The organism is Bacillus sp. FSL K6-0993 (genome assembly GCF_037977205.1).
GTDB classification, from domain to species: Bacteria; Bacillota; Bacilli; order Bacillales; family Bacillaceae; genus Bacillus; species Bacillus subtilis.
Map to the genome: position 1 here is coordinate 3,493,227 of NZ_CP150275.1, position 17,010 is coordinate 3,510,236.

The following is a 17,010-nucleotide window of genomic DNA, read 5'->3' on the forward strand; positions in this document are numbered from 1 at the left end:
AACTTGCCGGAGCGAACTATTCAGTACGGCCGCAGCAATTTTTATATTTTTTCCCGCTTCCGCAGTGGCATGGGGCATTTCGTCCGATATCAACCACTTTGCGAACCGGTGCTTTCTTTGCTTTTTTGTTATCGTCGCCTTCTTGCGGCTGATGAGCTGTTGTTTGGCCTTGTACAACCTCTTCACGCTCCAGATTGTTTTCAATCTCAGCTTTCATCACAAATTTTGCGACTTCGTCCTCAATTGATTCAATCATATGCTCAAACATCGCAAAGCCTTCCATTTGATACTCACGAAGCGGGTTCGTCTGTGCGTAAGCACGAAGGTGAATCCCTTGGCGGAGCTGATCCATCGCATCAATATGATCCATCCATTTAGAATCAACGGCACGAAGAACGATAACTTTTTCGAATTCGCGCATTTGCTCTTTGCCGAATTGCTCTTCCTTCTCATTATATTTTGTGATGATACGATCCATAATGAGCTCAAGCATTTCATCCGGTTCTTTACCGAAGATATCGCTCTTCTCAAGCGCACCTTCATCAAGATAAGTTGTGTTGATAAGATCAACGAGACCGTCAAGCTTCCACTCCTCAGGAAGCTCTTCTCTTGGCGTATAGGCTGCAATTGCGCGTTCGAGAGAAGACTTGATCATATTTTCAACGATTTCACGCAGGTTTTCAGAGTCAATGACTTCAAAGCGCTGCTTATAAATGACCTCACGCTGCTGGCGGAGAACATCATCATATTGCAGAAGCTGTTTACGCGAATCGAAGTTATTGCCTTCGACGCGTTTTTGAGACGATTCAACCGCGCGAGATACCATTTTGCTTTGGATTGGAGTAGAGTCGTCCATGCCGAAGCGGTCGAGCATCGCCATTGTCCGCTCAGCTCCGAATCTGCGCATCAATTCATCTTCCATAGAAAGATAAAATTGAGTGATCCCCGGGTCTCCCTGACGTCCGGAACGACCTCGAAGCTGATTGTCAATCCGGCGTGATTCATGTCGTTCTGTTCCGACAACAGCGAGTCCGCCAAGCTCTTTTACACCTTCGCCAAGCTTAATGTCCGTTCCGCGCCCCGCCATGTTAGTCGCAATCGTCACTGCGCCTTTTTGGCCGGCCTCTTCAATGATCTGCGCTTCACGTTCATGGTTTTTGGCATTTAACACTTGATGCGGAATTCCTTTGTTTTTAAGCAGCTTAGAAATCAATTCAGATGTTTCAACGGCAACCGTACCGACTAGAACAGGCTGTCCCGTCATGTAACGCTGTGCGACATCCTCCGCAACTGCCTTAAACTTTCCTTCCATCGTGCGGTAAATTAAATCCGGGCGGTCATCACGGACAACTGGCCTGTTGGTAGGGATCGTGACAACCTGCATGTTGTAGATGTTGCGGAATTCTTCTTCCTCTGTCTTAGCCGTACCCGTCATACCGGCAAGTTTTTCGTACATCCGGAAGTAGTTTTGGAACGTAATCGTCGCCAAGGTCATGCTTTCGTTTTGAATCTCAAGCCCTTCCTTCGCTTCAATCGCCTGGTGAAGCCCCTCACTGTAGCGGCGGCCTTTCATCAGACGTCCCGTGAAGGAATCAACAATAACAACCTGTCCGTCTTCCACTACATAGTCAACGTCCTTTTGCATCGCAACGTGAGCTTTTAAGGCTTGGTTGATATGGTGGTTGAGCGCGACATGCTTCACATCAAAGAGGTTATCGATGCCGAACGCTTTTTCCGCCTTCGTCATTCCTTCTTCAGTAAGCTGTACAGCTTTTGTTTTGATATCGTACGTGTAATCCTTCTCCGCTTTTAACGTACGGACAAAAGCATTTGCCTGTACGTACAGCTTAGTGGATTTTGCAGCTTGTCCAGAAATGATAAGCGGTGTTCTCGCTTCATCAATTAAAATAGAGTCAACTTCATCTATTACCGCAAAATGAAGCGGGCGCTGAACCATCTGCTCTTTATAAAGAACCATATTGTCACGCAAATAGTCGAAGCCAAGCTCATTGTTTGTAGAGTAAGTAATGTCAGCGGCATAAGCTTCCCGTTTTTCGTCTTTTGACATTGAGTTTAAATTCAAACCGACAGTCAGACCGAGAAACTCGAAAATTTTCCCCATCTGCTCAGCGTCACGGCTTGCCAAGTATTCGTTGACAGTCACGACGTGTACGCCTTTACCTGTTAACGCATTTAAATAAACAGGCAGGGTAGACGTTAATGTTTTCCCTTCCCCTGTTTTCATTTCCGCTATATTTCCGTCATGAAGCGCCACGCCCCCCATGAGCTGGACTTTAAACGGAAACATGCCTGTTACGCGGCGTGAAGCTTCTCGAACAACAGCGAAAGCTTCAACAAGAAGATCATCCGTTGTCGCCCCTTTTTCAAGACGCTCTTTAAATTCAATTGTTTTATGTTTCAACGCTTCGTCAGAGAGATTTTCATAGTCTCCGCGAATCGCATCAATATCGTTAGCAATTTTTTCGTATCTATTCAGCGTACGTTTTGTTGGATCAAACATTTTATTTAAAATTCCAAGCATTTATAACGCTCCTCTATCATCACATGCCTATTTTAGAGGCATGTATAAATAATTTACTAGTCCATGTATACCTCTCATTATCATATCATACCTTTTGTTATTTCCAAAGAATTTGCAAATAAGAAAAACAAAAACCTTCCGCGGACATCACGGAAGGCTTCTCTTCATTATTCAGTCGGTTCAATTAAGCCATATTTCCCGTCATTTCTGCGGTACACGACATTTGTAAGGTTTGTTTCCGCATTTGTGAAAACAAAGAAATTATGGCCGAGCATATTCATTTGCAAGATCGCTTCTTCACTATCCATCGGCTTTAAATTAAAGCGTTTCTGACGGACGATGTCCAAGCTCTCCTCCTCTTCTATGTCATCCTGAACCGCAATATCTGTATCAGAGCCAAGACCGTTTGCCAATAAATATTTTGGAGAGCCCTGCTCACGGAATTTACGGTTTACTTTCGTTTTATGCTTACGGATTTGACGTTCCAGTTTGTTTGTTGCGAGATCAATTGCGTTGTACATATCCTCGTTATGCACCTCGGACCGAAGCGCCAGATCTGTCATCGGAATCGTAACCTCAACCTTAGACTCCTTGTCATTGTAAAACTTCAAGTTGACGTTCACATCAGCATCCACGCTATGGTCAAAATAGCGCTCAAGCTTGCCGATCTTCCTCTCGACATGATCCTTTAACGCGGGTGTCACTTCAATATTTTCTCCTCTGATGTTATAGTTCATCAAAGAACGCCTCCCTTTTATTAAGGATATGTATCTATTTCTCTTTTACCCTTTACAATTCCTGCTGAAACATAAATCTTTTGTGAAAATTCAGTGAACTTTGTCGAATTTTGTTTGTATTTGCTCTGTTATTGGCGGTTCGGAGGTATATGTATATGCTGATTGAACGAAACAAATACCTCACACACGCCTAATTGATTAAAAAGGGTTCCATACATTGATGAATAGACAGCATCCATTTTCTATAATGAATCAGAAAATGTCCCTTTAAATACTCACTGAACTCATGAGAGGGAAAAGAGAAAGAGACCAATTGATCAAACTCCGCAAAAATTTGGTCAAATGCTTTCACACAAATTTCAGCACACCGTGAATCCATAATGAAGAGAAGTGTTGAATGTGTTGAATCCAAATAAAAAAAGGCTTGGATCAGATCTTGGTAGATCCGATCCCCTTCTGTTTTTGATAAATTCTCTTCAGCCTCTATCAAATAACACAACCCCTCTTCAATGGTAAAAAGAAGATGATAATAAGCTGATAAAAGCGTATAATCTTCAATGCTCTTCAAGGCACTCACCTATTTACGCTTGTCATAATATGTGCCGTCAATCGTAATGTTGTTATAAGGGTTTAAATACGTCGTATGCATCACACGTTTTCTTTTCATCTGCTGAAGTTCTGCTGCAATTGACTGCTTCAGTCGTTCCATTTCCTTCACAATAAGCTGATCCCATGTCAGCACTAGCTTCATCTGCTTTCGCTCTTCTTCTGAAAGCGGCAGAGATATCTCCTGAATCAGTTCAGACCGTTTAGCCACAAAGTCTTCAATTTGTTTTAAAAGCTCATCGCTTTCCGGCGTATTTTGTATGTGTGACAGCATACTCTTCGTCTCAGTGTATAGTTGATCTATGTTATTCATGCGATCCCGCCTGATCCGTGCCGGTCCTTCCGTTCACTTTGAATGGCTTGTTTCCAAGCATCGCGAAAATCTGTTACATAGCCTTCTACCTCAGCCAGCATGCCCGTATCATTTTTGATATTTGCCTGTACCAATCTTCGATACATATAATCGTACATCGCACCCATGGAAGCGGAAAGCTCTATGTTACGGTTAAGTGTAAAATTTAATTCCTGAATAATATTTTGCGCTTTAATCAGATTCTCATTTTTACGTTCCATATCATCATTCTCAATGGCCTGAGAGGCAAGTCTTATAAATTTTAAACAGCCATTATACAGCATAAGCGTCAGTTCACCGGGTGTAGCCGTATTCACTGAATTTTGCTGATAGGCTGTATAAGGATTTTGGATCGCCATGTGTCATCCTCCAAATTACATTTATTGTACAAGAAGCTGTGATAAATAGGACGCTTGTTCGTTCATTTTTTGAATCGCAGAATCCATTGCACTGAATTTTGAATAATAGCGGTTTTCTATTGTGGTCAACCGGTCCTGCATTTTGGTAATATCAGTGCTGATCGTATTTAAATTTTTACCGATTGAATAATCATTGGTTCCCATTGTCGAGTTGCCGGCTTTTGCTTCAATGCTCTTCACCGTACTTTTCAGGGTGTCACCGATGCGTTTCATAATCCCTTTATCACTATACGCGCTGCTGTTCGTTCCGCTTGTAAATAAGGCGGCAACGCTTTGTGGATCTTCTTGTATTTTGGCTTTCAGTTTGTCTTCATTAATCTCTAAATGACCCCGCATTTGGTAAGCACTTGAGGTTGTTATGCCGAATTCTGTCAATTGATAGGTTTTCCCATCCGCATTAACTTGAGTATAAAAGTCAGTCCGCATTTGGTTCGTGCCGGTGCTGATGCTGGAATCATTTCTAAGCAATCCGCTTTTCGCCTTCTCCTCCCAGAGCTCTACCTCTTTATCGGACATGGCTTCTTTTTGTTCACTTGTCAACGGAGTATAGTCTCGGTATTTTTCTTCTTTCAGCTTTTCATTCAGGCTGTCAACCATTTCATTGTATTTATCTACAAACTCTTTGATTTGGTTATAAATCCCGTCAACATCAGTAGAAACAGATGTGGTAACAGGGCCTGTGGCTGCAGTTGTATTTTTAATCGAGTAAGTAACACCATTCACCGTGAAATTGTTTGTCAGCTTCTCCATTTCAAAGCCGTTAATTGTGACTTTGGCATTTGTGCCTTCTTTGTAAGCAGTGAGCTTATTATCAGCATCCAAAGAAAAACCAAGCTGACCGGACATAAAGTCAGCTGTAGCAGAGTCTGCTGCCTGTATACTGCCCCCTGCACCTGTTGCTTTAGAAGAAAACGCAATTGTTTCTACGTACTCTGTACCATTCCAAATTTTATCTTTAAAAGCTGATACTCCTAGATCTGAGCTGTTAAGTTTAGAAATCACATTATCAATCGTATCGGCGCTCGTCACACTAATGTTCACTGTTTTTGCCGTTGTTTCGCCAGGCGCAACAACGTTAAATGCCAAATTGTAATCGCCTTGAGTGTATCCCGTATAATTGTTTGCCTTATACGTTGCTGCGGTTGCCAAGCTTGCCACTTCAACAGTAGAAGAAGAGTTTGGTGCACTTGCGCTTCCTGTAGCAGTTAACACAGACTCATTAGAGCTTGTCACAGTTTTGCTCTGATACGTGCTAGGATATGTCAACGTATTTTTAGACATATAATCTTGCAATTCTTTTATTTTTGTATTGACTTCACGATAGCTGTCACGCTGCCATTCAAGAGTCTGCTTTTTTTGCTTCAGCTTATCAAGCGGTGCTCTTTCTGTCTGCATCAGCTTTGATACAATATCATCTATATCCATTCCTGACGCCAGACCTGTTATTCTTGTGACCATCTCAAACCACTCCTATTCTACTTTTTTTCATCTACAAATAACCCAAGAAATTCAGTCATAGCCGCATAAAAATCAAGCCACCGTTTTGGTGGAATTTCGCGGATCACTTCATTTGTAGAGTCCTCTATTACCTTTACATAGTATTCATTTAACTTGTCATGAAGCTCGAACTTCAGATGAACTTGCGAAGGTTCCAAAAGCTTGTTCATTTCCCCCACCATTTCAGCAAGATTGGTATATGAAACTTGATGAACAGGAACCTCGTTATCATTATCTTTCTGATTATGTATTTGAGTATCATAACGATCCCAAACAGGTTGTAACGTAGTGAGCCTTTCAATGTTCAATTGATCATCCCCTATGCCCCAATCTATCGTTTATATCGACTAAATGGAGATAAGATTACACATATTTTTGGAAAAAAATCTTCTGTTTTAGATTTCTTGTTTGGAAATACATTTATAAAAGGTTAGTGGAGAATCCGGTTATTATATCATGAGTTAGTGACAGGATGAGGAATGATTCGGAGATAGAGATAGAGATAGAGATAGAGATAGAAATATAAATTAAAAGACCCTGGCAACGCCAAGGTCTTTTTTAAAATTAACGTAACAATTGAAGTACGTTTTGCGGCTGTTGGTTTGCTTGAGCAAGCATCGCTTGAGAAGCCTGAGAAAGAATGTTGTTCTTTGTGAACTCGCTCATTTCTTTCGCCATGTCAACGTCACGGATACGAGACTCAGCAGCTGTCAAGTTTTCACCAGAAGCGCTTAAGTTGTTAATTGTGTGCTCTAGACGGTTTTGTACCGCACCAAGTTTAGCACGTTGAGTTGATACTGCGTTAATAGCCTCATCAATACCTTTTAGTTGATTGTCAAAAGAAGTAGTAGCAAAATCTGTTACGTCAAGTTTATCAACTGTAACAGTAGTACCTAGAGCAGCTGCTCCCATGTCAGCGATTTTAACGTTAAGCTGTTGGCCTGCATTTGCACCAATTTGGAATGTAAATCCAGTAGTAGCGGAAGATCCGTCTAATAACTTTTTACCGTTAAATTCAGTGCGATCGGAAATGCCATCAACTTCCTCAATAAGCGCATCCATTTCATCTTTAATTGCACCAAGATCTTCTGCTTGTTGTGTACCTGTGTTTCCTGCTTGAACAGTAAGTTCACGCATACGTTGAAGAATCGCATGAGTTTCAGTCAATGCACCCTCAGCTGTTTGGATAAGAGAGATTCCGTCTTGAGAGTTTTTAGAAGCCATTTCAAGACCTCTGATTTGTCCTCTCATTTTTTCAGAGATCGCAAGACCAGCTGCGTCATCTCCCGCACGGTTGATACGAAGACCTGAAGAAAGTTTCTCCATGTTCTTTTGGCTCGCACTGTTGTTTGAAGACAAACGGTTCAGTGTGTTAAGTGCTGCGATATTGTGGTTAATTCTCATTGTTTTGTTCCTCCTTGAATATGTTGTTAAGGCACGTCCTTGTGCCCTTATTTTGTAACTGGCGGAGTCTTTTGCGCCTCCTCCCGGCTACATCATTAATATCGGATTGTCTCTGATTTTGTTAATACAAAAATAAAAAAATCCTCACTTTTTTTGTGAGGATAATGCGGAGATCACATCGCTGGATAACGCTGCCGCACGGTTATTTTCTTCCTGAATGGTCAAGTAGATTTCTTTCCTGTGAATATCAATATGCTTTGGGGCGTCAATTCCAAGCTTCACTTGATCCCCCTCAACCGCAATCACTTTCACTTCAATATCAGCACCTATTTGAATCGCTTCGTTTATTTTCCGCGATAAAACTAGCATGATTCTCCTCCAATCGGATGCTTTGTCGTATATGAGGAATCGTGTAAAACGACTTGCTTAGCCATCATGTTCTTGCGATTCACAATAATGGGAGCCAATAAATTCGCAGTAGACTTTTCAAATGGCTCTGCCATAGTCAATATCGTCATGACATCTACGTCTTGAATATTATCGATATCCAAAAGTTCAGCAGTTGATTCATCAAGGTCAAATTCATAATTCTTAAAAAAGATAAACGGACTTACGACGATGAATGCAAGATTTTCTGAAGTGACGGACTGCAGTGCCACGAATGGAGAGTCTTCTGAAAGCGGAAGTATGACAAATTGTTTTTCTTCTAAAAAGCCTGGAATCCCGCTTTCAAAAAGAATGATTTGTTCTTCTTTTATGTTCATTTGGCCATGGTACTTCGTATGAATGATCATTGTTCACGATCCTTTTCTTTTTACTTTTCGGGTGATTCTTTCGGGTATTCTACATCTATATTTAAATCAGGGTATTGGAGCATGTCAACCTTAACATTTCCTGGCGTATATTCAACAATTGGCTTATGCGGCTCAGCCTGAATAACAGGCTTTCGCGGCGTAATCTGAACATCAAGCTGTGACGGGGTATATTGTATTTTCACCCTCGAAAGAGAAGGAGCATAATTTTCGCCTAATTGAATTTGGTGCATCTCAGAGTTCCTCCTTGCTTGCGAAGCGATTGGGTTCCCTTTATTTTCAATTCTCATAAGCTCGTCGCCTTCTTCTGCCGTGCGCGCTATTCCCTTCATTACATCCTCATGCCCTTGTTGGGCGGCTTCTTCAATTCTCTTGAAAACATGCTTTCTGTCTAATTCTTCCCATGCTTGTGTCTGGTCAATCGTGAGTTTTCCAGGTGTCACCGATATTTCCATTTCCGCACTCGGCTGTTCGATCTCTAGATCAGCTTGAGGTTGCTCCATTTTTACGCTGGCAGGCGTCGTTGTTAAACCAATTTTTCCTTGAACACTATGCATAATCAATCTGGGAATCTGCATCACTCTACCTCCTGAACTATAAAAAAAGCGAACTCCTAAGAGCCGCTTACTTTAAAAAGTCAATCAATGTAGGCTGAACAATTTGCGCATTAACAGCCAGAGTAGCCCTGTGAACGCTTTGCTGCGCAATAAATTCAGTTATTACTTCTTCCAGTTCTACATCTTCATTATCTGATAACACTTTTGTAGCTGTTTCTTCTTGAGCTGACAGTCTTGTATTAACCAGTTCAAGACGATTATATCTCGCTCCAAGATCAGATCGTTCAGCGCTCATGCCGTTAGAAAAATGATCAATATCATCTAAAACACTGTCCATGCCATCTAGCGAACCAGAATTTAGTGCTTTCTCAAAAGAATCAAGCATTTCAAATACATTCTGCCCGCTTTCAGAAGTGCCTCCAAAAGCTGAGATTGGATCTGAATTCACTTTCAATGACATATTATTTGATATATTGACTACGACATCAGCTGTATCAGAAATTGTATAAGTTCCGTCTCCGTTATCTGTAACCGGAGGCTTATCTGAATTTGTGCCATTAAAGATATATCTGCCGTTCACTTGTGTATTCGCAATATTTAAAAGCTGTTCCTTTAACTGCTTTACCTCTACGCCAATCGCTTGCCGCTCCGACTCGCCGTTTGTATCATTTTGAGCTTCAACCGCTAATTCTCTGACCTTTGACAAGATGTCAATTCCTTCTGTAATGTTTGTTTCTGTGTTTTCGAGCCAGGTAAAGGCTTGAGAAGCATTGCTTTTGTACTGCTGCACTTGAGACAGTTGCGTATTATACTTTAAGCTTTTCATTGCTACTACAGGATCGTCGGAAGCTTTTGAGATTTTTTTCCCTGAAGAAATCTGCGACTGGAGTTTATCCAGCTTCGAGTAGCTCGAACCGATATATCTCAGTGAGTTTTGCTGTATCATGCCTTGCGTTACTCTCATGTGACTCTACCTACCTTCCTCCAACACCCATGCCGTTGATCACTTTATCAAGTAATTCGTCTTGTAAAGTCACCATTCTTGCAGCTGCATTGTATGCGTGTTGGAATTGAATCATATTCGTCATTTCTTCGTCTAAAGAAACTGCACTCATTTGCTGACGGTTTATGTCAGCATCATTTAGCTGTGTTTCTGTATTAGACGCCAGTCGATTAGCCTCTTGAGCTTCGATCCCTAGCTCGCCAATCAGACCCGCATAATAATCTAAAACACTAGTTTCTTTACCGTTAATAGTAATTTTACCGGTTAAAACATTTGCTAATTTTGTAGCATTTGCGTTATCGTTGGCTGCACCAGTCAGTGAGAAAGCAATGTCTGCCCCTTTTGAATTTATTATGCTGTCAGCCACTTTGATCTTGCCCGCCGCGCCCTTGGCAGGTTCAGTCTCACCGCCAGTAAAATCAAAAAAGTCTCCGCCTTTTTCACCGCTCTTGGTCACACCATTTCTGTGCACTTCATTGAAAGCTTTCGCGAATTCAAGCGCCATATTGTCAAGATCAGAAAGCATTTCCGGGTATACGCCCTTTTCTTGGCCGTCTGCTGTTATATACCCGTAGGACTCTATAAATCCTAAAAGAGATCCCTTGCTGCTGAAGGACTCCGCCTGCACAGCTGTATCCCCGATTGAAATACTTGATACTAACCCAGTTTCATTATCATAGTTGGCTGTAAGTTCTGAAGCCTCGTAATTTTTACCGTCCAAAACAGTTCCTAGCGACTGTTTATTTTTATCAAGGATTTCAATTGATACAGTTCCTTCAGCAGATGCAAGTGCATTCCCGCCTGATTTGTTGTAGCTGACTTTGATATCAACCATTGAGGATAATTTATCGATCAGCAAATCTCGCTGGTCATATAAACCATTCGGAAGAAGCCCGACCGGCTCTACTTGTGCAATTTGCTTATTTAAACTGTTTAATTGAGAAAGCAGAGAATTGACATCCAACACAGTTGTATTTAGCTCTGCTTTTAAATTCGATTGGACATTTGTAAGTGATTCAGAAATATAATTAAACGTTTCAGCTACAGCTTGTCCTTTTCGAGCAACAACAGAACGTGCACTTTCTTCATTTGTATTATTCGATAATTCCTGCAGAGAATTCCAAAACGAATTGAGCACACTGTTCAAGCCGCTGTCATCCGTTTCATTTAAAACGCCTTCCATTTGGGACAGCGCTTTGGCCTTCGTGTCATAGTATCCGGCACTGTTGTTTTGAAGACGGTATTGGTAGTCAAGAAAGATATCTCTTATTCTCTCAACTGATTTTCCTTGAACGCCCGTACCCATTTGTCCCGCTGTTTTTTCTGCGTTTTTAGATACAGCAGGGAAATAGTCAGTTGCCTCCAATGAGACCCGCTGTCTTGTATAACCATCAGTATTGGCATTTGCCACGTTATTTGCAGTAGTGCTTAACGCTGCCTGCTGAGCGCTTAACGCCCGCCTTGCAGTTTCAAGCCCCATAAAGGTAGATGTCATTTTCTGAATTCCTTTCTGCTAAGCTTTTGAATCAAACAGTTTCATTTGGCTGCTTTTCGGCAGCTCAGCTTTAATTGATTTGCTGTAATTGAAGTTATTTTCCTTAGGAACCAGCATATCGTACGAAATAGAGATGAATTGCAGCGCGTCTCTTGTCAGCTGCCTATTCATCTCATTTACTTTTTTCAGACGTCCGAGAACTTGAGAAAGAGATTCGTATAGTTGTTCCAGCTCTTCCTTTTCACTGCCTGAGGTTTTGGCGATACATGCGGAAATAGTATTATTTTCGCTATATCCGAGAAAGGCCGAAGTTGTTTTGATCCGGTCATCTTCTGTCTGCGTGATTGCTTGAATATATTTTTGTTCTTTTGTCAAAATGTTAGAAAGCTCTTTTGTTTTGCCGGCTTTGAGCGCTTCCGTCTTTTCTTCAGACAGCGTGAGCAGGTGCTCATGCAGAACGCAAAGTCGCTTCAATTGTTCAATAATTGCCTTCGCTGACATGGGCTTTCTCCTTTTTTATTGCTTTTTATAAAAATTAATCATATTTTTCGCGATATGATTTGCGTCTACTTTGTATGACCCGTTTTCAATTTGCGCTTTAAGCTGCGCAATTTTTTCCTGTCGTGAACCAGTGACTGCGTCGGATGCATGTTGCATTTCTTTAGCCTGTGATGAAATTTCAATTTTATCTTGAGGCTGTGCAGCAGTTTTTTGCACCGCTTGCTTATCATAATTTTTTTGATATGGATTAACGGATTGTGTTCCAAATTGATTGATTTTCATAGGATTCCTCTCGCTTTCCGTTGCAGTCTTTAAACAATCTTAACCCTTTTATCGACTGCGTTTTCAGTTAGTTTAGGGAATCAGCTGTTTTTGGTATTATAGGCATAGTATGTGTCTTTTTTACTATTTTCTTTCTCGATTTTCAGAGCATCCTCGTGGTTCAAATGATCCATTTGATCCTTAATATCGGACTGGCAAGCCTTGCAGAACTTGCCTTCTCTAATCGATGTCCCGCACCTTTCACAAGGGTATGCCAAATTAGGAAGATGAGTGATCTGAATTCGCTTCTGCCTAATGAATTTCAATATCAGCTCTTCTTCCACACCTGTTTCCTCAGTTATCCGGCTCAAAGTTGATTGCCGGTTTTCCTGTTTTCTTAAAAATTTATAGACGGTCTCAAATGATTTTTCTTCTTCCTTAATACACGCCTGACATACGGTTTGCAGCTTTGTTTTTAAAAATAAAGCATTGCATTTCGGACAATTCGCCAGTTCTCCCATCTTTCTTTCTCCTTATTAGATAATATGCCTGTGTCAATTTCTAGTGATTATATCGGCATAAAAACAGAATCATTTAGCTTCTGATCAAGGTAAAAGATGACACTGAAGCGGCGTTTCCTTTTTCTAATAAGCAGCGGGCTGCGAAGTGCAAGGTGGCGCCTGTTGTATAAAGATCGTCTATTAAAATGATATTCATACCTTCTGTTGAATTATTTTTTGTGTCAAAAATGCGCTCTGACAGCAGGCGTTCTGTTTTCTTTTTCTTTGACTGTTTCTCATTATTCAGGCGAATGAGGGGATGGTGGGAAGGCCGGTCTAAACATTCTGCCAAGAGCTGTGCCTGGTTAAATCCGCGCTCTTCTTCCCGTTCCTTGCTCAGCGGAATAGGTACAAGAACAAAATGCTTATCGGGGTAAACCTTAGAAAAGGTTAAAGAAAAATCACTTTTAAATGCATTTATGATTTCTGCATCTCCTCTAAATTTAAAACGGGAGAGCGTTTCTTTCATCATATCATTATATGTGTAAACTGAACGGTTTTGACGCAATAGCAAACTGTCTCTGATCCTTGTTCTCCACACCTCGCAATCCCTGCACACGGCATGAACAGATTGAGGTCTGCCGCACAGGGGGCAGATATGTCCTGTGATTTTCTTTAATTTGCTTCTGCAAGAATAACAAACCTTTTCATCAGGCTTTAATAAAAAAAGGGCTCTCCATGTAACATCTTGAGAAAATTGCGAATCACATAATAAACAGATCAGTTTATGAATGCCTCCTCCTGCTTCGTTTGACATAAATCGCTTGGACTCTCTGAAACTACAGCAGCAGATTCAGCCAAAATGACAAGCATTGCTGTGTTTTTTTGTTTATCTACCAGCTCAGCTTTCGTATATGCGATCTTTTTAAGATCAGTAACGTAGGATGGACTCACTTTGTTTAAAGAAAGTGCCAATACATCGTTTTGGCATACTTGGCAAGTACAGGCCATATGAAGCTGGTCCATATATCGGTCGAGCAGTTCTTTCATTACGATTTCTTTTGAATTGACAAGCATTTTTACAGCTCCTCATCATCGGTTATATGAGTATACTGTACCACGTTTTCAAATAATGGCTAGTCTGTACATTCAACTTTTGCTGCCAATTCATTCATTTCTTTTATATGCTTTCTTGCATCGAGCATACTCTTTGTTTTGCCGAAGTGAAAGAAAATGACATTGCCGTCCGCATATTCTTTATGCCGGCCGGTTCTTCCTGCAATTTGAACAAGTGCGCTTTCCGTAAAGATAGGTGATTCAGCTCCTAGTACACCCGTTTGCACCTTGGGGACTGTGACGCCTCTTTCCAGTATTGTTGTTGTGATTAATAGATCGAGCTGACCATCTCTGAATTGCTGCACTTTCTCCTTTCTATGCTTGTCTTCCGCGTGCACAGATGCGGTTCGGCAATGAACACCTTTAAAGCACGCAGCAGCCTTTTCCAGAATAGAAACGGAAGGAACGAATAAAAAAACAGGCCTCCCTTCTTTTACATGAAACTCTATCCATCTTTTCACCGCTGGCGGAATTTTATTTCGGTTTAATTTCTTCTTCCAGTTTCCACACCATACAAAGCGCGGTTCGGGTAAAGGTTTCCGGTGGTGTCTTGCGGGGATGCGAACTGAATGTAACTGTCCGTTCAGTGCTTTTCTTTTTAATTCTTTAGGAGGTGTTGCACTTAAATAAACGAGGGTGCTGTTTTTCTTTCTTGCTTTTTGAACAGCGAATTGAAGGGTTTGATCAGCAGAATATGGAAAAGCGTCAACTTCATCAATGATCATAACATCGATTGCATCTTTATATCGCAAAAGCTGATGCGTAGTGGAAATCATAAGCGGAGATAGCCGCCCTTTGTCATCGCTTCCTCCGTAAAGCGCTGAAATGTCAGCACCCTGAAAGGCAGCCTTGAGTCTTGGAGCAAGCTCTAATACAACATCGGTGCGAGGTGTTGCAATACATACACGCAGTCCTTGATTTAACGCTGAATCAATACCAGGAAACAGCATTTCTGTTTTGCCAGCGCCGCAAACCGCCCAGATGAGGAGCTCTTCTTTTTTTGATATTGCTTCAATTAATACATTGGCGGCTTTTTGTTGTCCGCTTGAAAGCTTGCCATCCCATGTCAGTTTAATTGACTTCCAGTTTGGTTCATTTTCCTCTTCCCATGAATATAAAGGAACCTCCTCACTCACTCTGCCCATCATGACACAGGAACGGCAATACAGCTTATTCTTTCCAGATGAGTGATAAAAAGAAAAATACCGCTGATCAGTTTGGCCGCACCTATTACATCTATATCCCCGTTTATTTATGGATATAGAATTTTCAGCAGTGATATATCCATTCTTGATATGCCATTCAATCATCTCATCGGAAAATGAGAGTTCAGTCCTGAGCAAATGACGGCTCCGAAGCGTCTGCTGCAATTCTTTTGAAAAGGAACTGTTTTTTTCAACTGGCACATTCACATAGCACGCCTCCTTTCGAGACAGTATGCCTGAATGAATATTTTCTGTCCAACTATTAAAATAAGAATATAAAAAATCTCCGCTCTAAAAAACGGAGATTTTACATTATTTAAAACACCAGCAAATTCCTAACGCACCTTCACCCAAATGAGTGCCGATTACCGCGCCAAAATAGCTGTTATAAAATTCAACATGAGGATATTTTGCAGAAAGCTCTTCAATGATTTTCGCTGCTTCTTCCTCTCGATTAGCGTGGATAACAGCAGCTCGCATAGGCAACCCTTTACTCGCATCTTCGTCTAAAAGCTCATAAATACGCAAAATTGCTTTTTTACGTGTGCGAATCTTCTCAAAAGGTACAATTACCTTATTGTCAAAATGAAGGATAGGCTTTACCTTTAGAAGACTACCAATGAAGGCTTGGGCGCTGCTTAATCGCCCGCCGCGCTGAAGATGAGCTAAGTCATCTACCATAAAATAAGCTCGAACTGTTTTTTTCATTTCTTCCAGTTCTTTTATAATATCTTCCGGCGATGATGCTCCGTTTTTGATTAATTCAGCAGCTTTAAGGGCATAAAAGCCTTGAGCCAAGCAGCTGATCTCTGAGTCAAATGGATACACATCAATATTGTCGACCATCGAATCAGCCGCTGCTGCACTGCTGAATGTTCCGCTGATCCCGCTGGAAAGATGGATACTGATAACCGCATCATAAGACTTGCCAAGCTCTTCATACAACGCAACCAGCTCGCCGATTGGCGGCTGAGAAGTCGTCGGGAGCTCATTATGTTTTTTCACTTCTTCGTAAAAGCTTTTCCAGTCCAACTCAATTTCTTCACGGTAAGTCTCCTCCCCAAAAACAACCTGGAGAGGGATCATATGTATCTGATGTTGTTCACGCATTTCTTTCGGAATATATGCCGTGCTGTCTGTTACGACTGCAATATTCATAACTTCGATACCTGCCTTATTGCTTTATAACTCTATTGTAAGGGAAACGGCAGCCTAAAAAAAGACCTGCCTAGAAAAAGGCAAGTCTCCTATTATACTATCTCATTTCTACCCAGCCATTTTTAATGGCGACCACAACGGCTTGCGTCCGGTCGTTTACATTCATTTTTTGTAAAATATTGCTGACATGGTTTTTAACGGTTTTCTCACTGATAAACAATGATTCACCAATTCCGCGGTTGCTTTTTCCGTCTGCAAGCATCTGCAGCACTTCACATTCCCGCCTAGTTAAAATATGTAATGGTCTGCGGATTTCAGGGTAAACCTCATGTTGAGGGTGTGCAGAAACTCCGCTTGTTGCAAGGCGGCGGAATTCGTTAACGAGGTTGTGAGTAACCTTCGGATGGAGGTAAGATCCGCCCTCAGCCACTACTTTAACCGCTTCAATTAATGTATCAGCATCCATCTCTTTCAGCAGATAACCTCTTGCACCTGTTTTCAGGGCATGTGTTACATAATTTTCGTCATCGTGAATTGATAGAATAATTACTTTAGATTCAGGATACAGCTCTACAAGCTGTTTTGTAGCTTCCACACCATTTACGTTTGGCATATTGATATCCATGATCACAACATCAGGATGATAGTGCTCAACAATACGAGCCGCTTCGTCTCCGTCATCACCTTCGGCTACCACTTCAAAGGTAGGTTCAAAATCCAATATCCGTTTAACACCTTCACGAAATAACTGATGGTCGTCGATAATAACAATGTTTACTTTAGTCACAAGCCACGCCTCCTTGTATTATTGTTCTATATACTCTAGCATTCGGTCAATATGCCTT

Annotated in this window: 21 protein-coding genes; all 21 read right to left on the bottom strand. The window is 41.3% G+C overall.

What is annotated here, in order from left to right:
• Window positions 1-16: 16 nt before the first annotated feature.
• The 21 genes from secA to degU all read right to left on the bottom strand — a co-directional run bounded on the left by secA (window position 17) and on the right by degU (window position 16,952).
• Window positions 17-2,542: a preprotein translocase subunit SecA gene (gene secA, locus MHH79_RS18130; protein ID WP_100505882.1), complete on the bottom strand. Its 2,526-nt coding sequence runs from the start codon at window positions 2,540-2,542 to the stop codon at window positions 17-19.
• Window positions 2,543-2,709: 167 nt separating this feature from the next.
• Window positions 2,710-3,279, bottom strand: coding sequence for a ribosome hibernation promotion factor (gene hpf / locus MHH79_RS18135; RefSeq protein ID WP_003228031.1), 570 nt, complete (start codon window positions 3,277-3,279; stop codon window positions 2,710-2,712).
• Window positions 3,280-3,469: 190 nt separating this feature from the next.
• A complete protein-coding gene (locus MHH79_RS18140) occupies window positions 3,470-3,847 on the bottom strand; it encodes a hypothetical protein (RefSeq protein WP_047183269.1) in 378 nt (125 codons plus the stop codon).
• A 9-nt stretch (window positions 3,848-3,856) separates the two neighbouring features.
• A complete protein-coding gene (gene fliT, locus MHH79_RS18145) occupies window positions 3,857-4,198 on the bottom strand; it encodes a flagella biosynthesis regulatory protein FliT (RefSeq protein WP_014481040.1) in 342 nt (113 codons plus the stop codon).
• A complete protein-coding gene (gene fliS, locus MHH79_RS18150) occupies window positions 4,195-4,596 on the bottom strand; it encodes a flagellar export chaperone FliS (protein WP_014481041.1) in 402 nt (133 codons plus the stop codon). The genes fliT and fliS overlap by 4 nt, the downstream gene beginning before the upstream one ends.
• A 21-nt stretch (window positions 4,597-4,617) precedes the next feature.
• Complete coding sequence (locus tag MHH79_RS18155; RefSeq protein ID WP_141949233.1) at window positions 4,618-6,114, bottom strand: flagellar hook-associated protein 2; 1,497 nt, start codon at window positions 6,112-6,114, stop codon at window positions 4,618-4,620.
• Window positions 6,115-6,131: 17 nt separating this feature from the next.
• On the bottom strand, window positions 6,132-6,461 hold the full coding sequence (gene flaG, locus MHH79_RS18160) for a flagellar protein FlaG (RefSeq protein WP_009968250.1): 330 nt from the start codon (window positions 6,459-6,461) through the stop codon (window positions 6,132-6,134).
• A gap of 256 nt (window positions 6,462-6,717) precedes the next feature.
• Window positions 6,718-7,557, bottom strand: a complete 840-nt coding sequence (gene hag, locus MHH79_RS18165; RefSeq protein WP_063334744.1) for a flagellin Hag — start codon at window positions 7,555-7,557, stop codon at window positions 6,718-6,720.
• A gap of 144 nt (window positions 7,558-7,701) precedes the next feature.
• The gene (gene csrA, locus MHH79_RS18170) at window positions 7,702-7,926 is read right to left on the bottom strand and encodes a carbon storage regulator CsrA (protein WP_003219727.1); all 225 of its coding nucleotides are present in this window, start codon (window positions 7,924-7,926) and stop codon (window positions 7,702-7,704) included.
• The gene (fliW, locus tag MHH79_RS18175; RefSeq protein ID WP_309530047.1) at window positions 7,920-8,351 is read right to left on the bottom strand and encodes a flagellar assembly protein FliW; all 432 of its coding nucleotides are present in this window, start codon (window positions 8,349-8,351) and stop codon (window positions 7,920-7,922) included. Before fliW ends, csrA begins: the two co-directional genes overlap by 7 nt.
• 20 nt (window positions 8,352-8,371) lie before the next feature.
• Window positions 8,372-8,947 (bottom strand): DUF6470 family protein, encoded by a 576-nt coding sequence (locus MHH79_RS18180; protein ID WP_063334745.1) that lies wholly within the window; start codon window positions 8,945-8,947, stop codon window positions 8,372-8,374.
• A 46-nt stretch (window positions 8,948-8,993) separates the two neighbouring features.
• Window positions 8,994-9,890 (bottom strand): flagellar hook-associated protein FlgL, encoded by an 897-nt coding sequence (gene flgL, locus MHH79_RS18185; RefSeq protein WP_327844865.1) that lies wholly within the window; start codon window positions 9,888-9,890, stop codon window positions 8,994-8,996.
• A 10-nt stretch (window positions 9,891-9,900) separates the two neighbouring features.
• Window positions 9,901-11,424: a flagellar hook-associated protein FlgK gene (gene flgK, locus MHH79_RS18190; RefSeq protein WP_340034790.1), complete on the bottom strand. Its 1,524-nt coding sequence runs from the start codon at window positions 11,422-11,424 to the stop codon at window positions 9,901-9,903.
• An 18-nt stretch (window positions 11,425-11,442) separates the two neighbouring features.
• Window positions 11,443-11,925 carry a flagellar protein FlgN gene (gene flgN, locus MHH79_RS18195; RefSeq protein WP_014481048.1) on the bottom strand — a complete coding sequence of 161 codons (483 nt, stop codon included), beginning with the start codon at window positions 11,923-11,925 and terminating at the stop codon, window positions 11,443-11,445.
• Between the two features lie 15 nt (window positions 11,926-11,940).
• Window positions 11,941-12,207 (bottom strand): flagellar biosynthesis anti-sigma factor FlgM, encoded by a 267-nt coding sequence (gene flgM, locus MHH79_RS18200; protein WP_014478128.1) that lies wholly within the window; start codon window positions 12,205-12,207, stop codon window positions 11,941-11,943.
• A gap of 80 nt (window positions 12,208-12,287) precedes the next feature.
• Window positions 12,288-12,707 carry a TIGR03826 family flagellar region protein gene (locus tag MHH79_RS18205; RefSeq protein ID WP_003227995.1) on the bottom strand — a complete coding sequence of 140 codons (420 nt, stop codon included), beginning with the start codon at window positions 12,705-12,707 and terminating at the stop codon, window positions 12,288-12,290.
• 73 nt (window positions 12,708-12,780) lie between these two features.
• Window positions 12,781-13,503 carry a comF operon protein ComFC gene (comFC, locus tag MHH79_RS18210; protein WP_157799620.1) on the bottom strand — a complete coding sequence of 241 codons (723 nt, stop codon included), beginning with the start codon at window positions 13,501-13,503 and terminating at the stop codon, window positions 12,781-12,783.
• Window positions 13,467-13,763 (bottom strand): late competence protein ComFB, encoded by a 297-nt coding sequence (gene comFB, locus MHH79_RS18215; protein WP_015483764.1) that lies wholly within the window; start codon window positions 13,761-13,763, stop codon window positions 13,467-13,469. Before comFB ends, comFC begins: the two co-directional genes overlap by 37 nt.
• A gap of 59 nt (window positions 13,764-13,822) precedes the next feature.
• Entirely contained in the window at window positions 13,823-15,214 is a 1,392-nt protein-coding gene (gene comFA / locus MHH79_RS18220; protein ID WP_340034791.1) for an ATP-dependent helicase ComFA, read from the bottom strand.
• Window positions 15,215-15,319: 105 nt separating this feature from the next.
• Complete coding sequence (locus tag MHH79_RS18225) at window positions 15,320-16,165, bottom strand: DegV family protein (RefSeq protein WP_340034792.1); 846 nt, start codon at window positions 16,163-16,165, stop codon at window positions 15,320-15,322.
• Window positions 16,166-16,262: 97 nt separating this feature from the next.
• Window positions 16,263-16,952, bottom strand: a complete 690-nt coding sequence (gene degU, locus MHH79_RS18230; RefSeq protein WP_003219701.1) for a two-component system response regulator DegU — start codon at window positions 16,950-16,952, stop codon at window positions 16,263-16,265.
• Window positions 16,953-17,010: the final 58 nt, after the last annotated feature.